This is a genomic window from Paenibacillus sp. FSL H8-0548 (genome assembly GCF_038630985.1).
Lineage (GTDB): Bacteria > Bacillota > Bacilli > Paenibacillales > Paenibacillaceae > Pristimantibacillus.
Map to the genome: position 1 here is coordinate 7,081,867 of NZ_CP152049.1, position 15,013 is coordinate 7,096,879.

Below are 15,013 nucleotides of genomic sequence, written 5' to 3' on the forward strand. Positions count from 1 at the left end.
TCCATCCCTCTTTCTTTGTGTAATGACCTATTGCTTGTCGGAAATAACCAGCTTGCCGTCCTTCCATACACACATCAAGTACGAATTTACATCGACCGCGTCATGGTTCTCAGCCGTGAACATTTGGTCCCAATCCTTGATCACGCCGCTATACGATCCAAGCCCAGTCTCGAGCGTATCTTTGATCGCTTCGCGGTCCTTTGCCAAATCACCGGTCAAGCCCGCTTTCTCGATCGCTTGAAAAATCACCATTGCTCCGTCATAGCCTTGTGCCGCAGAAGCGAAGGTGGTTGGGATATGGCCAAATTTGGCCGTGAAGTCCTCCAAAAATACCTTTGCAGTCTCACGCGTTTGATCTACGTTGAAGTTTGCTGTCTGAATCGCGTACGTGCCATTCGCCAGCTCCTTGCCGACCTCTTGCACACCCTTGTTCGCCATGCCATTCTCGCCTACAATCGGCACCTTCCAGCCAAGCTTATCCATCGCCTGCAGCACATAGCCATTAGCTGCGCCTTGGCCGAACAAATAAATAACCTCTGCCCCAGCTTCCTTCGCACGGTTGACCTGTGCCGTCATATCCTTATCCTTCGCATTGTCAAAGGACTCAACCGCTACCGGCTTCAAGCCTTCTGATTCAAGCACCTTCGTCATTGCTGCTGCTGCGCCCTTGCCATAGCCGCCATTCTCGTGCAGAACCGCAATATTTGTCGTATTAAAGTGCTCCTTAATAAACTTAAGCGCATATTGTGCCGTAATATTCGCATTCATCCGCACGCCGAACGTCCAGGGCATACCCGTTTCTACAGATGCCGGCACGTTAGAGGTAGCGACCATGAACGGAAACTTTTCTTCCATAATAATAGGCGACTGAGCCAGCATAACCGTGCTGTGGAAACCGCCTATTGCAGCTAATACCTTCTCCTTTTGGCTAAAGTCACGGATAATGCTAATGCCTCGCGTCGGATTTTGCTCGGTATCACGCACAACCAGCTCAATCAAGCGACCATCTATGCCGCCTTTGGCATTCACTTGATCAACCGCTACTTGAACACCTTGGTACAGATTAATCGAGTTCATCGCGTTATCGCCCGTCGCTTCTGTTGACATACCGATTAGAATTGGCTGCTTACTTCCCGCTCCATTACTCGCTGCGGGTGCATTTACTCCCTTTGACTCCTTATCGCCGCCTCCACATGCGGCCAGCACCCACATCATGACTACAACCAATAAACCCAATGTCATTTTTTTGCTAGATAGCTTCCTCATCCGAATACCCACTCCTCTATATCGTTTTAATTAAAGCCTATTTAAAAGAATTGCAACCTGCGTTTCCGCTACCTTAATACCGCGTTTCCATACTGTTCTTTGCTCTGGCTTATCAAGCAAAATATCACGTTCGGTCGGTACTGAAAAAAGCACCATATCCGCCTCTGCTCCTAATCGCAGTCCATAATTTTTCAGGCCAAGCGCCTGTGCCGCCCCTTCCGTCAGCATCCGAATCAATTGACGAGCTTCACTGTCTCCACCCATATAGGCGGTAACTGCAACCAGCCATGCCGTTTCGAGTGGATCCGCCTTGCCGAACGGCGTAAATGGGTTTCGTACGTTATTGACGCCTATGACGACATTGACACCCTTCTCAAGCAACATGACAATTGGAGTCAATCCACGCCGCTTTCTCTCCATATCAGCCCTGCCGTTAATAAACAAATCGGTAGCTGGCAAGCTCATGATGTGAAGATTAGCCTCCTGAATACGTTCAGCGACGGCCTCCGCTCTCCCGTGCTCAAGAGAGCCTAAAGAGGTCACATGCCCAGCAGAGACCAGTCCCTCCATACCTGCTGCAATCGTTCTTTCTGCAATATCGACAATGGCAAGATGCTCGGGATTATCAGAGAAATCAGTATGAATATCAATCGATTTTCCATATTTCTCTGCCAAATTAAACACAAATTGCAAATGGGCCTGCAGGTCAGTATCTTGATACGTAATGCCGCCCACCACATCCCCTCCAAGCCGCATGGCTTCTTCCATAAGTTCTGCCGTTCCAGCATTTTTGAAAATACCTTCTTGCGGAAAAACAACAATTTGCAAATCAAGCGCATGACTCACTAGCTGCTTCAGCTCCAGTGCTGATTCGAACGCGCTAAGTCCTAGAATCGGATCAACCTCTGCGTGACAGCGCATATGTGTAACACCACTGCGAACTGCCTCGCGAATGACAGCCAGTGATCGCTGCTTCATGTCCTCCCTCGTAAAGCCGTGCTTCATCGCTGCTGTCATTCGAATGGCATCCTGCAAGGATGCTGCCTCCTGTTCCATTTGCGAGAGCAAGTGCGCCTTCTCAAGATGAACATGGGGCTCTACTAGGCCAGGGAGCAGCATGCCTCCCATACCATCCTCAATGCTTAACGCATCCGGCTTATATTCACGTTCACTCGGTGCTAAATAATCGATTATGCCATTTCGCACACCAATATCCATTACTGCTGATGCGTTTTGTAGTCGTACCTGTGTAAGCAGTAAATCAAGCATTCCACTCACCTCTAACTTACGCAATTTTTTAAAAATTTGAGGATGTGAAGCATCGCCTTTCCCACCCTCGAACGTGTCATGTTATCTAACATTAATTAACTTAGAAAGAGCATAACTTTTTGCTGATCCGCTGTCATTGTACGTTAAATCTAAATGTTTCATTAACATTTAGATCATTCGTCCAGCATACTCTTTACAACTACTTGAATTGATGTTAGTTTTTATATCATCACCATTGACGAGAGGATGGACGAAAATGCTGCTTGAGCAATTGCTGTCCAATACTATATTTTCTAAAATGCAGGTTATTGCAGGCCACAACGGCTTAAACCGTACCGTTCAGACCGTTAATATTATGGATGCCCCTGATATCATTCACTTCCTAAGACCCGGCGAGCTGCTGCTCACGAATGGCTACTTCATGAAGGAAAAGCCTGCAATGCTGCTGGAGCTCATGAGAAACATGAATCAATTGAAATGTGCTGGACTAGCAGTAAAAACCAAACGTTTCAAGCTCGATATTCCGCAGGAGGTACTCCAGGAGGCAAATCGTATTCAATTTCCGATTATTGAAATTTCCTCAGTTGGGCATTCGCTGGGGGAAATATTGCAGCACTCTACCAGTATTATTTTGGACAATAGAAATGAAGAATTGCAGTACTCGTTAAATATCCACAAACGTTTTTCCACAATGATTATGCACGGGAACGGTATTGATGAAATTATGGATGCACTAACACAGCTGCTTTCCTCACCTATCCTGCTGTTCAGCAGCAAGCTTCAGGTGACCGCACAGTCACAGCATTTCAAGCATTCCCACATGCAATCGGTCATTACCGCTACTGAGGCAGTATTAAGCCATATTTCTGTCATCCCTGCGGCAGTGAAGCTTTGCTTGCTTGATCCGGCTGTAAGAAATTATCGTTACATTGAGCTCTATCCCATTTTCACCTATCGGCATGAGGGATACCTCATTGCCTACCAACCCCAGCAAGCTGCCTCCAGTAAATATGGCTTAACACTAGAGCAGGCTTCCAACGTTATCGGCATAGAAATGTCGAAGCAGTACGCAGTGAAGGAGCGTTCGCGCCGCTACAAAAACGAATTTTTCTCTGATTTAATCGATGGTTTTATTGGATCTGAGCAAGAAGCGCTTCATCGGGGAAAAAAATACGGCCTTAGGTCGCCAGGAACATGGCTGCTTCTAGCTGCACGAAAGGATGAGTCATTTCATTTAGGTCCAAGCATCACAAAAAACAGCACGTCCTTAGCCGACGAGCGCCTGATCTCTGAGAGAGATGTGCAATATGAGCTGATCAAGCGCCAATTATCGCAGCTTGGAGAAACTTTTGTCCTGTTCACAAAAAATGATTTGTTCGGTGTGCTCTTGTTCATTCCAGAGACGGAGTGGGAGGAAGCTGTATTTCTGAAGCAGTTAGCAGCTATGACAGAGCAGCTTGCTGCGCAATCCCAGCTCAGCATCTCGCTTGGGGTAGGCAATCCAGTATCAAATGTACTTGATATCGGACTTTCCTACAGCGAGGCAGTCAAAGCGCTGCAAATCGGCTATCAAATGAAAAAAACGAGGTTTATTCAATCATATCAAGCCAAGGACGTTAGTTATCTCTTCCGGTTGATTCCTTATGAGGAGCTGAAGCATTTTTATGAGGAAACGTTTCGTCCCTTCTCATCCAGTGAAGAAAATGAGCAAAAGGAGCTGCTGCGCACGCTAAATGTATATTTCGACACACAGTGCCAGCTCGTCGAAACGTCCAAACAGCTTTTTGTGCACCGAAACACGGTTATCTATCGATTGGATAAATGCGAGAAACTAATGGGCATTAAGCTCAAGGATCCGATAGAGAGCCTGCGTCTACGCATCGCCTTCGCTATCGAGCCTCTCTTAAAAAACCCATAACCATCCGGATAGGGCAGTGTGCGGCGGTAATCCTCGGCTATCATCAGACAACAAAAAAAGCAAGCCCCGGTCATGTTGACTGCCGAGCTTGCCCCTTCGCTATTGCCATTTGATTATTCCAAATTAGCATGATTGCCGTACATCGCCTTGCCGCTCAGCTCTTCCCTTGCCATCAACCGCAAAATAATTGTATCGCATAAGAGTAAAAGTATCTGCTCAAATAACGAGCCCATCGGCTGGATCGTCGAAGCTGTATCTCCTGCTTGATCCTTAGGCGCGCCAGGCAGCCTCACGACGATATCAGCAAGTCCGCCGATCGTTGAGGTCTCAGAGAGTGTCAAAGCACCTACCTTGGCCTCAAGGCTGTGAGCCTTCTCTGCCATCGGTATAAGTGACTTCGTCTCCCCAGAGCCTGAGCCAATGAGCAGCAGATCATCCTTGCTCAAGCTGCGTGTGACCGTTTCACCGACCACATATACATCCAGCCCCAGATGCATGAGCCGCATCGCGAACGCTCGCATCATCAGTCCCGAGCGGCCAGCTCCCGCTACGAATACGCGTCCTGCCTTGCTGATCGCATCGGTCAATTGCTCAAGCTGCTGCTCATCTATTTGATTCGCCGCTTGGTTAAGCTCGTCCACGATCAGCGTCAAGTTAGGTTGCTTTGGCATTATCTTCATTACGCTTGCTTGATCAATTGCTGCATCTCGGAGGCTGCTGCCTTAATGTCGGCTTGTCCGGTAATGCCGCCGCCTACGATAACGAGGTCAGGGCCCGCTGCGATAACCTCAGGAAGCGTGCTCAGTTTAATTCCGCCGGCAACGGCTACCTTTGCATTTTTAACTACCGATTTAATCGTACGAAGATCTTCAAAGGAATTCTGGCCCTCAGCTTGAAGATCGTAGCCTGTGTGCACGCAAATATAATCCACGCCGAATGAATCCACCTGCGCCGCACGCTCCGCCAAGTTTTTCACTGCGATCATATCGACCAAAATCTGCTTGCCTTGCTTCTTCGCTTCTTCAACCGCGCCCTTGATGCTCGCATCCTCGGCTACGCCTAGAATCGTCACGATATCCGCTCCAGCTTCTGCCGCCTTCATCACCTCATAGCCGCCCGCATCCATAATTTTCAGATCAGCAAGGACAGATAGGTTTGGAAAAGCTTCCTTGAGCGCTTTGACAGCGTGCAGTCCTTCATTAATGACGATTGGTGTGCCAATTTCCACAATATCAACAAAAGACTCCACTTGCTTCACAAGCTCAATGGCTCCAGGTATATCAACAAGGTCAAGCGCTAATTGCAATTTCATTTATCGTTCACTCCTCATAGGTTCTGTTTCGCTAACAACCCCTATTCTAGACCCTCCTGCTCGAATAGAACAGTACGCACTTTTGCGGAACGTAGTACCCATTTGGGAACTATAAGGAGCTATTTCATTCAGTTTTCCGGCTTCCGCAACTCTCTTTCTTGATGCTGCTCTCCCCACTGCGACATGACGTTTAGCAGCTCCTTCACCGATAATCCATACTCCGTTAAAGAATACTCCACCTTAGGCGGCATCTGCACATAAACCTTCCGGTCAATGATCGCATCCTCCTCTAATTCCCGCAGCTGCTGGGTAAGCATCTTTTGAGTAATAGCAGGCATTTCCCTTTTCAGCTCGCCGAAACGATGCGTACCCTCCGTCAGATGACAAAGAATGACTGGCTTCCACTTGCCACCAATAACCTTCAAGGTCAGCTCCACGGTTTCTTTAAAATGCTGATCTCCCAACGTAAACGACTCCTTTTAGTATAAAAATAATACTATCTTACTAATAAGTTGGTACTTGCTTTAAGTATGATATAACATAATAATTGAACTTAACGTATGCGATGCCTTAATAAAAGGATATCATACCTATGTCGCTTCATACGAATCGAATAAAATGCAATAGACAAAGGAGAGATTATCATGGAATTAAAAAATAGATCCGCGATCATTACCGGTGCTGGCAAAGGGATCGGTAAAGCGATCGCCGTTGCGTTAGCAGCAGAGGGTGTTAACCTTGGTCTACTCGCTCGGACAAGCTCCGATTTGGAGACATTGCAGGCTGAGCTTGCAGGCAAATACGGCGTTAATATTTTTATCGCCACGGCGGATATCTCGGTAAAGGCTGACGTAGATCAAGCCATTGCAGCACTGAAGGAGAGCCTAGGCTCCATCGACATTCTCATTAACAACGCGGGCATCGGAACCTTTGGCACACTGCTGGATATGGACCATGAGCAGTGGGAGCGTATTATTCAAACGAATGTCATGGGAACCTACTACGTCACTCGCGCAGCACTTCCAACGATGCTTGAGCAAACAGGGGGAAGCATCATTAATATCGCCTCTACCGCTGGTGAGCGCGGATTCGCAACCGGCTCCGCTTACTGCGCATCCAAGTTTGCGGTTATCGGGATGACTGAATCGCTCATGCAGGAGGTCCGCAAATCAAACATCCGTGTAACAGCACTCACGCCAAGTACTGTTAATACCGAGCTTGCCGTAACTGCCGGCCTCAAAATTGGCGATGAGGATCGTATGATGCAGGCTGAGGATATGGCTGAGCTTGTCTTGGCGACTTTGAAGCTTCCAGACCGTGTGTTTATTAAATCAGCAGGAATTTGGACAACCAACCCACAGTAAAAAAGTGTTACCTCAGAACCCCTCGCCCTTTTGCTGGCGCTAGGGGTTTTACGTCTAAGGCTGATCAAGTTCATTCCTCCCAGCAATGTTGACCTGACTTGTCGTTTATACTTTCCTAAGGAGGTGCTATTCACGATGTCTATTCATGATATTCCTTTATCTATCCTTGATCTTGCTCCAATCGTAACTGGCAGCAAGCCGGCTAGTTCGTTCCGAAATACGCTTGATTTGGCTCAGCATGCGGAAAAATGGGGCTATCACCGTTTTTGGCTTGCAGAGCATCACAATATGCCCGGTATTGCGAGCTCAGCAACATCGGTCGTCATTGGCTACGTAGCGGCTGGCACTGAAAAAATTCGTGTCGGCTCCGGCGGCATTATGCTGCCAAATCACGCACCGCTTGTCATTGCCGAGCAATTTGGCACGCTGGAATCGATGTACCCTGGGCGGATTGATCTTGGCCTCGGAAGAGCGCCTGGCTCTGATCAGCTTGCAGCACGAGCACTGCGGCGTGGACTGGGGAGCAACGGAGAGGACTTTCCTGAGCAGTTGAACGAGCTTCGTCATTATTTCAATCCGACTGACGAATCCCGTGCGGTTATGCCTAAAGCTGTTCCTGGAGAGGATCTGAATGTCCCAATATGGCTGCTCGGCTCTAGCGGCTTTAGCGCACAGCTGGCTGCGCACCACGGGCTGCCGTTTGCATTCGCTAGCCATTTTGCTCCCGACTTTTTATTGCCGGCCTTGAAGCTGTACCGTGATCATTTCCGACCATCCGATGTACTAGACAAGCCTTACGCGATGATTGCCGTTAACGTCATCGTTGCTGATACAGACGAAGCAGCCAAGTTTCTAGCAACCTCACAGGAGCAGGCATTCCTGAACCTCATACGTGGACGTATGGGTCAGCTGGCTCCTCCTGTAGATAGTATGGACGAGCTTTGGAGCGAGCAGGAAAAAATGATCGTACGCAAACAGCTTAGCTTTACCATTACCGGTACGAAAGCAACCGTCAAAGATAAACTAAACGCCATCGTCGAGCAAACCGAAGCGGATGAGCTTATTGTCGTCAGCCAGGTGTATGATCATGCAGCGCGGCTCCGCTCCTTCGAGCTGCTCGCTGAAATCGTGCAGGAAAGCCGCGACTCGGCCGCGCAATAAACATAATTGTCTCAGAAAAAGCAGCAGCTCCGCTATCCAAGCCGAGCTGCTGCTTTTTTCCTATGTTCATGTTAATAATCCTATACGTATCGATGCGTAGATTTTGATGGATTCAGTCATACTAAGATACGTATTTTTTGGGAGGCAGCTGAATATGACCCGTATTTTTTCCATTTACTTAAACGATCTTCGCAATATATTTCGAAATAGCGCCGCCGCGATCATTATTATCGGACTCGCTTGTTTGCCATCGTTATACGCCTGGTTCAATATCAAAGCTTCATGGGACCCTTATGGACAGACAAGCTCCCTCGCCATTGCTGTCGCGAACAACGACGAAGGCGCCGAGCTCCGCGGTACCCCCCTTAAGATTGGCGATGAAATCATAGCCTCCTTGAAGGAAAATAAAAATATTGGCTGGGTTTTTGTTGATGAGAAAGATGCGCTGGCCGGTGTGAAACATGGCGAATATTATGCCAGCATTACGATTCCGGCCGACTTTTCAGCGAAAATGGCTACCGTTCTTACGGACAATGCGCAGCAAGCAGAGCTGGATTATGCAGTAAACGAGAAGATCAATGCAGTAGCTCCAAAAATAGCGCAAAAAGGAGCAAGCGGCATTATCGAGGAGGTTCGCAGCACCTTTGTCAAAACCGCGAACGAAACGATCTTTCGTATCTTTAATCAAATCGGCTTAGAGCTGGAGGAGAATCAGCCTGCCATTGAGCAGGTGCGCAATACGATATTTAAGCTGGAAGCATTAATTCCGCAGATTGATGAAGCTGTAGCCTTAGCGGCAACCGATATGAATAAATCCAAAAAGATTGTCGCAGCGGTGCAAAGCGAGCTCCCGAAGGCTGCTCAGCTCGCTAAAGATGGCGAAGCCTTCACGAAGCAGCTTGCGGTCTTTTTCAAACAAAGTTCGACGGTACTCGGTACAGCTGGCCCGCTTATCAAGCAGGATTTGCAGCTGCTGCTGCAAACGGCCAATGCCATAGAGGAGCTTACCGCTATTTTGCAGGATACATCCGTTGATCCGGAAGCCGTAAAATCAGCACTGGTACTGGCCCAGCAACGATTAACGAGCGCTTCCCAAGTAACTGGTGGAACAATCGCACTGCTTGAGAGTTTGAATGCAACGGCAGAGGGCAAGCCCCTTTCCTCCACAATAGATCGGTTGAAGCAAGTAAACAGCCGTTTCCAGCAGCAGCTCACACTTGTTCAGCAAATAAGCTCAGCAATTGATAAGGGAGAGAAGCCCGCGCAAAGCCTTGTGGATCGACTCAGCTCCCTGTCCAAGGAATCCTCCTCCATACTGGCAGATATACTGAATAGATATGATGACGAAATTTTGCCTAGCGTTACGCAAGCTGTCAACAACGCTAAGCAGGCCGCAGAAAAATCCGGGGCATTGCTAACTGCAGCCAACGAAAATATGCCAAGTGCCATTCAAATCGTGAACGATGCAGCAAAGGGGCTTGAAGCCGGCAGTAAAGAGCTTGTGAAAATACAGCAAGGATTGCCTGCTGCTGAGCAGCGGATTAAAGACTTCGCAAAGCGGATTCGGGAGCTTGAGAAGGAAGGGAATTTGAATGAGCTTATTGATTTGCTCAAAAACGATGCTGAGCGCGAGGGTGCTTTCTTTGCCGAACCCGTCATTTTAAAAGAAAATCGACTGTACCCTATACCCAACTACGGATCTGCAATGTCGCCTTTTTTCACAACACTCTCGTTATGGGTTGGCGCTCTTCTGCTCGTTTCCTTATTGACCGTGGATGTGCATCATTCGGAAAGTACGTATAAAAGCTATCACATCTACTTTGGCCGTTATCTCACCTTCCTTACCATCGCGCTCGTTCAGTCACTGCTCGTGACGATTGGCGACATATGGCTGCTTAAAGCTTACGTCGCAGATAAAGCAGCGTTCATCGGGTTTGGACTCGTGCTTAGCGCGGTATTTATGCTTATTGTTTACACGCTGGTATCCGTATTCGACAATGTAGGCAAAGCGATGGCTATCGTTCTGCTCGTGCTCCAGCTTGCGGGATCGGGGGGAACGTTCCCTATTCAGGTGACCTCTCCTTTTTTCCAGGCCATTCATCCCTTTCTCCCCTTCACCTATGCCATTAGTATGATGCGAGAAGCGGTCGGTGGTATTTTGTGGGATATTGTCGTTAGAGACCTGATTGCTCTAGCGGTTTTTGCCGGAATCTCTCTATTAATTGGACTAGCTTTAAAAAAATGGATTAACCCTTTTACTACCAAAATGCTGGAAAAAGCAAAGAAAAGCGGATTAATTCATTAGAACAATATTTGACTCTTAGCCACTTTCTATGAATAATAAATAGATAGATAGAAAGTCATACGGCTAGGAGGAAATTATATGTCCATCGTTCCACGTATGTTGGAATTCAACAAAAAATTTGTCGAGGAAAAGCAATATGAGGCCTATCTTACGGACAAATACCCTGATAAAAAAATAGCCGTCCTTACCTGCATGGATACGCGGCTCGTAGAGCTGCTTCCTAAAGCTTTAAATTTAAAAAATGGCGATGCCAAATTTATTAAAAATGCTGGCGCCATTTTGACTCAGCCATTCGGAAGCGCAATGCGCAGTATCCTCGTTGCCGTCTATGAGCTTGGCGCGCGCGAGGTGCTTGTCATTGGGCATCACGGCTGCGGCATGACTAATCTTGATTCCGCTGGCATGGTTAATAAGTTCATCGATCACGGCATTGATCCGCTTGTCATTCAGACGCTAGAAACCTCAGGCATTCGCATGGAGAAATTTTTGCGGGGCTTCTCAAGCTCCGAGGAAGGCGTCATGCACAGCGTCCAATTAATTCGGAAGCATCCGCTCTTTCCGAAGGACATTCCTGTTCACGGCTTTATCTTCGATCCGGAAACAGGTGCGCTAGAGGTGCTTGTTCAGGATTACCGCGAGGAAGCGGTTCTATAGTCGCAGAAAGCACTTCAACTCAGTTGAAGTGCTTTCTTCTTTTTATTTAATGAAACAATCGAAAAGTAACTTATTTTATAGCTATGTGGATGTCGACTTCCGCATCTGCCGGATTGAAGGATCGGCCGTCATACAGCTCGTAATCACCTGTATACGCTCGCTCAATGGATGAATGCTCAAAAAACGCCCATATTTCCCCCCATGCTTCCAGCACGACCTCATACACGGGACCTTTCCTCGTCTTAAATACGATAAATTTAGACTCTGGAATCAGCGCCTGCTCCATGCCAGTCGGTACCTGTAATGTAGCGTTATCGCCACGCTCATGTCCAATAAGCACTGTGTAAGCACCGCTAGCGTCACTCTCATAGTCCGTATATAACGCATAAATTAAATGAGCGTTGCTTGCCCCTATCTGTTCTGCGATTCCGCTGGCGAAATAGGTGTCCCAAAGCGCCGCAAGGCGTCCGCTTGGTCCCGCTTCCTCAGCATTGGTGGTGCGGACAGCTACTCCGATAAGTGATACTTCCGGTTTTACAATACTCTCTGTATTCAACGTTTATTCCCCATTTCTATTGGTTTGCCCTTATTGTACATGGGGAATATGGACAGCAGTCTGTCTTAGTTCTGATACCGGCCAATAATATTTTTTGCGCGTTGAATGACTTCCTCCGCTATATAGTCAGGCTGCTCCACCATCACCTGATCGCCATAGCTCAGCAGCATTCCGTAAAACCATTCATCTAGCGTAAACATTCTTTTTACACGCAAGGTTCCATCCTCTAGAACAGTTACTTGGTCCGCAGGAAAAGCATCTCCCACTCGATAGCGTACCTGCGCACGGAAAACAAGTGTGACTTCCGTTTCGTCAGTGCCCAGCCATTCCTGATCCCATGCATAGCTATCCAACACAGGCGTCTGACGACGTTCAAACGTACCCGGCAACGAATGAAACTGCTGGACGCGAGATAAGCGGAACACGCGAAATTGTTCACGGAGCAAACAATAAGCATGCAAGTACCATACATTTCCCTTTAAAATTAACGCATACGGCTCAGTTTCTCTCTCCGTTTCTGTGCCATTCCTATTAATATAACTGAGCTGAACCCTTCGGCTGGCTTCAATCGCTTCCTTGAACAAATTCACCTTATGGCGAGCCACTGGTCCCTGAGCCCATGGATTAAGGTCAAAGACCAGACTCTCCCCTCGGTGACTCACCCCGTCCTTCTCCGATCGGTTCAGCAGCACTTCAACCTTCTCAAGCAAGCTTGAGAAGGTCGCATCGTCCAAGGCAGTACCCATTCCCTTCACTGCAGCAATAATAGAAGATATTTCGCCTAGGGTTAAATATTGGCGAGAAATCGTATACTGCTCCATAATCTCGAACCCGCCTGTCGTCCCTTGATGGGCGAATACAGGAATACCGGACTGGCTTAACGTATCCATGTCGCGATAAATGGTTTTGGTGGATACTTCAAATCGGTCGGCGAGCTCCTTCGCGCTAATTCTTCCGCGATTCAGAAGCAGCACCGTCATCGCAAGTAATCGATCAATTTTCAGATAGGCCCCTACTTTCCCAAATCTTCTCTCTATTCAAAACGAATTTCGGCAATAGGTCCGCTCTCTACGAAGCCTATATTTTTGTATACCTTGTTCGACGCTGGATTTCTAGTATCAGCATACAGCATCGGCTTCCTGTTCTCCTCTTCCAAAATAGAACAAAGCCCTGCAACGAGAGCGCTGGCATATCCGTTTTTCCGCAGCACCGGCGGCGTGTAGACGACATTAATTCGTCCATGTCGAGGAGATCGATGTGCAATGTTCGCCATCGCAGCAGGCTGCTCGTCCACCGACCAGAAATATAAATTCCCTCTCATAATCATACCTTCAGCAGCTGCTAGCTGGCTAGCGGGAATAACTGATGCCCCATACGCATCCTCGGAGAAACCCGCCATAAATTCAGCGACAAGCTCAAGGTGCTGCCTTGTCGCTTGCACCATTGCCCCCTTTACCTTCGTGGGCTTGATCACTTTAGGACAAGAGTAGGCTTCCATCATCATATAGGTGTGATAATTTTTTTGCCTGATTTCAGCATACAGCTTAGCAAATGGCTCCACCGTATGAGGAGATCCGCAAATGCCGGGCAGATCTATTTCTTCATAATATGCGACGAGCTCCTTCATGAGCAGCAACCTTCGTTCGTCCGTCATCTCCTCTGCCAGCCATAACCAAGCATTATGGCCTGGCGAGCCTGCAAATACCATGCGCCCATCAGCCGTCTTGAACGTAGTCGCTCCTTCGAATGCGACAATCAAATGAACCAAATTATATGACAGCTCGTCTTTCATAAACGGATATTGGTTTAATACAAGATCATCGGTGTACAGCCTCTCTAGCATAGCTTGTCTCCTCTTTCTCATGTCTTACGCTCTCTCCCCGTTCAGGGCAGGGCTAGCTTAATTTCTATCTTCCAAAGCAATACCCAATGCGTATCCTGTTGTAACAAAGTAATTAAACGCCTAACCGAGTCCGCTTATTGCTGGCTGCTGCATATCGCCATTTCGAGCGCCCCGAAGCGTACGTTGAGAGCCCGGCAAGTAACGTCGATTCTACTGTAGAAAGTGGAGTATTATGCGAGCTGAGAGCTTGGCTGCGTCTAATCACAACGAAATCAAAAACCTCATACCATTCCATTCATTAGCCAAAATCCTGATGAGATAAATCTGTATTGGCGCCAATTGCGGCCTTGCTGCCCTCACCAGCAGCTACAATGAGCTGCGCTGGCACGACGATAGAGGTGTCCCCCGCAGCGTACACGCCTCTCACGCTAGTTCTGCCATAGTCATCCGTAACAAAGCCGCCGCTTGGCGTCATGGCACAGCCGAGCCGCTCACCAAAGGATACGGATTGGTCCCAGCTCGGAGTGACGAAGCCGCCTGTACGCGCAGTCTCAGTGTTATTTTCAAAAACAACACGGCTAAGTCGTCCTTCTTTTCCAATCAAAGCTTTGATACGTTGGTAGTTAACCTCAATCCCCTTATGTCTAAGCTGACTGAGCTGCTCCGGGTGCAAGAGATTCGCCCCATTTGTACAAACGATAATATCCCTACTCCAGTTGTAGACGATTTTGGCCAAGGAAAAAATATTCGAGCCCTCCGAAATAACGACAAGCGGTTGATCGCGCAGCTCCCAGCCATCGCAATAAGGACAGCTAAACAGGCTTCTACCATAAAAATCATGAATGCCCGGTATCCTTGGTAAAGTTTCCGTAAGTCCCGCCGCCAAAATAATCGTCCGTGCTTGATACATGACGTTATTGCTCGTTGTCAGCCAAAACCCTTCATGATTCGGCATAACCTCTATTACCTTATCCGGTTTAATCGTAACGGAAGGATATTTCGCAATATCCTCATGGGCAAGCTTGCGAAACTCTCGAGGCGCAATGCCGTCTCGCGTTAGAAATCCGTGTGACTCATACGCTACTGCATTTCTTGGCCGATTATGATCGAACACAATGACGTGTCTCCGCGCCCTGCCCAGCACCAAAGCAGCGTTCAAGCCTGCCGGCCCGCCCCCAATAATGGCACAATCCAGCTTCATCGTTAGATCGCTCCTCTTATCAAAATGAAAATGATTGCTTATCCTTATTCAGACATCGCCGGAAGGATGCTTCTATTCTTTGTAGACACAGCTATTTTTCCAATTGGCTGCTACGAATGGATGAATGCTTAGCCTAAGTCATACATTAATATCTTCTCACTTAC

Annotated in this window: 14 protein-coding genes; 5 read left to right on the forward strand and 9 right to left on the reverse strand. The window is 47.9% G+C overall.

Annotated elements, in window-relative coordinates; genetic code table 11:
- Positions 1–27: 27 nt before the first annotated feature.
- Together MHI37_RS29910 and MHI37_RS29915 are read right to left on the reverse strand one after the other, a co-directional pair.
- On the reverse strand, positions 28–1,266 hold the full coding sequence (locus tag MHI37_RS29910; protein WP_076335621.1) for an ABC transporter substrate-binding protein: 1,239 nt from the start codon (positions 1,264–1,266) through the stop codon (positions 28–30).
- 30 nt (positions 1,267–1,296) lie between these two features.
- Positions 1,297–2,535 (reverse strand): amidohydrolase family protein, encoded by a 1,239-nt coding sequence (locus MHI37_RS29915; protein ID WP_076335622.1) that lies wholly within the window; start codon positions 2,533–2,535, stop codon positions 1,297–1,299.
- Positions 2,536–2,791: 256 nt separating this feature from the next.
- On the opposite strand from MHI37_RS29915, the gene MHI37_RS29920 reads away from it, so the two are divergent.
- The gene (locus tag MHI37_RS29920) at positions 2,792–4,453 is read left to right on the forward strand and encodes a PucR family transcriptional regulator (protein WP_076335623.1); all 1,662 of its coding nucleotides are present in this window, start codon (positions 2,792–2,794) and stop codon (positions 4,451–4,453) included.
- A gap of 113 nt (positions 4,454–4,566) precedes the next feature.
- On the opposite strand, the gene hxlB is transcribed toward MHI37_RS29920, so the two are convergent.
- The 3 genes from hxlB to MHI37_RS29935 all read right to left on the reverse strand — a co-directional run bounded on the left by hxlB (position 4,567) and on the right by MHI37_RS29935 (position 6,229).
- Positions 4,567–5,124 carry a 6-phospho-3-hexuloisomerase gene (gene hxlB, locus MHI37_RS29925; protein WP_076335680.1) on the reverse strand — a complete coding sequence of 186 codons (558 nt, stop codon included), beginning with the start codon at positions 5,122–5,124 and terminating at the stop codon, positions 4,567–4,569.
- Between the two features lie 8 nt (positions 5,125–5,132).
- Positions 5,133–5,765 (reverse strand): 3-hexulose-6-phosphate synthase, encoded by a 633-nt coding sequence (gene hxlA / locus MHI37_RS29930; protein WP_076335624.1) that lies wholly within the window; start codon positions 5,763–5,765, stop codon positions 5,133–5,135.
- A 128-nt stretch (positions 5,766–5,893) separates the two neighbouring features.
- A complete protein-coding gene (locus MHI37_RS29935; protein WP_076335625.1) occupies positions 5,894–6,229 on the reverse strand; it encodes a helix-turn-helix domain-containing protein in 336 nt (111 codons plus the stop codon).
- A 180-nt stretch (positions 6,230–6,409) separates the two neighbouring features.
- Between MHI37_RS29935 and MHI37_RS29940 the strand changes: the two genes are divergently transcribed.
- The 4 genes from MHI37_RS29940 (at position 6,410) to MHI37_RS29955 (ending at position 11,249) form a co-directional block, all read left to right on the forward strand.
- A complete protein-coding gene (locus MHI37_RS29940; RefSeq protein WP_076335626.1) occupies positions 6,410–7,129 on the forward strand; it encodes a 3-ketoacyl-ACP reductase in 720 nt (239 codons plus the stop codon).
- A gap of 135 nt (positions 7,130–7,264) precedes the next feature.
- On the forward strand, positions 7,265–8,290 hold the full coding sequence (locus MHI37_RS29945; protein ID WP_076335627.1) for an LLM class flavin-dependent oxidoreductase: 1,026 nt from the start codon (positions 7,265–7,267) through the stop codon (positions 8,288–8,290).
- A 154-nt stretch (positions 8,291–8,444) separates the two neighbouring features.
- Positions 8,445–10,595, forward strand: coding sequence for a YhgE/Pip domain-containing protein (locus MHI37_RS29950; protein ID WP_076335628.1), 2,151 nt, complete (start codon positions 8,445–8,447; stop codon positions 10,593–10,595).
- A gap of 78 nt (positions 10,596–10,673) precedes the next feature.
- On the forward strand, positions 10,674–11,249 hold the full coding sequence (locus MHI37_RS29955; protein ID WP_076335629.1) for a carbonic anhydrase: 576 nt from the start codon (positions 10,674–10,676) through the stop codon (positions 11,247–11,249).
- A gap of 70 nt (positions 11,250–11,319) precedes the next feature.
- Here the strand turns inward: MHI37_RS29955 and MHI37_RS29960 are convergent, their stop codons facing one another.
- The 4 genes from MHI37_RS29960 to MHI37_RS29975 all read right to left on the reverse strand — a co-directional run bounded on the left by MHI37_RS29960 (position 11,320) and on the right by MHI37_RS29975 (position 14,849).
- Entirely contained in the window at positions 11,320–11,805 is a 486-nt protein-coding gene (locus MHI37_RS29960; protein WP_076335630.1) for an effector binding domain-containing protein, read from the reverse strand.
- A 65-nt stretch (positions 11,806–11,870) separates the two neighbouring features.
- Complete coding sequence (locus MHI37_RS29965) at positions 11,871–12,785, reverse strand: YafY family protein (protein WP_306010662.1); 915 nt, start codon at positions 12,783–12,785, stop codon at positions 11,871–11,873.
- A 53-nt stretch (positions 12,786–12,838) separates the two neighbouring features.
- Complete coding sequence (locus MHI37_RS29970; RefSeq protein WP_256710103.1) at positions 12,839–13,669, reverse strand: GNAT family N-acetyltransferase; 831 nt, start codon at positions 13,667–13,669, stop codon at positions 12,839–12,841.
- Between the two features lie 277 nt (positions 13,670–13,946).
- Positions 13,947–14,849, reverse strand: a complete 903-nt coding sequence (locus MHI37_RS29975; protein ID WP_076335633.1) for an NAD(P)/FAD-dependent oxidoreductase — start codon at positions 14,847–14,849, stop codon at positions 13,947–13,949.
- Positions 14,850–15,013 lie beyond the last annotated feature (164 nt).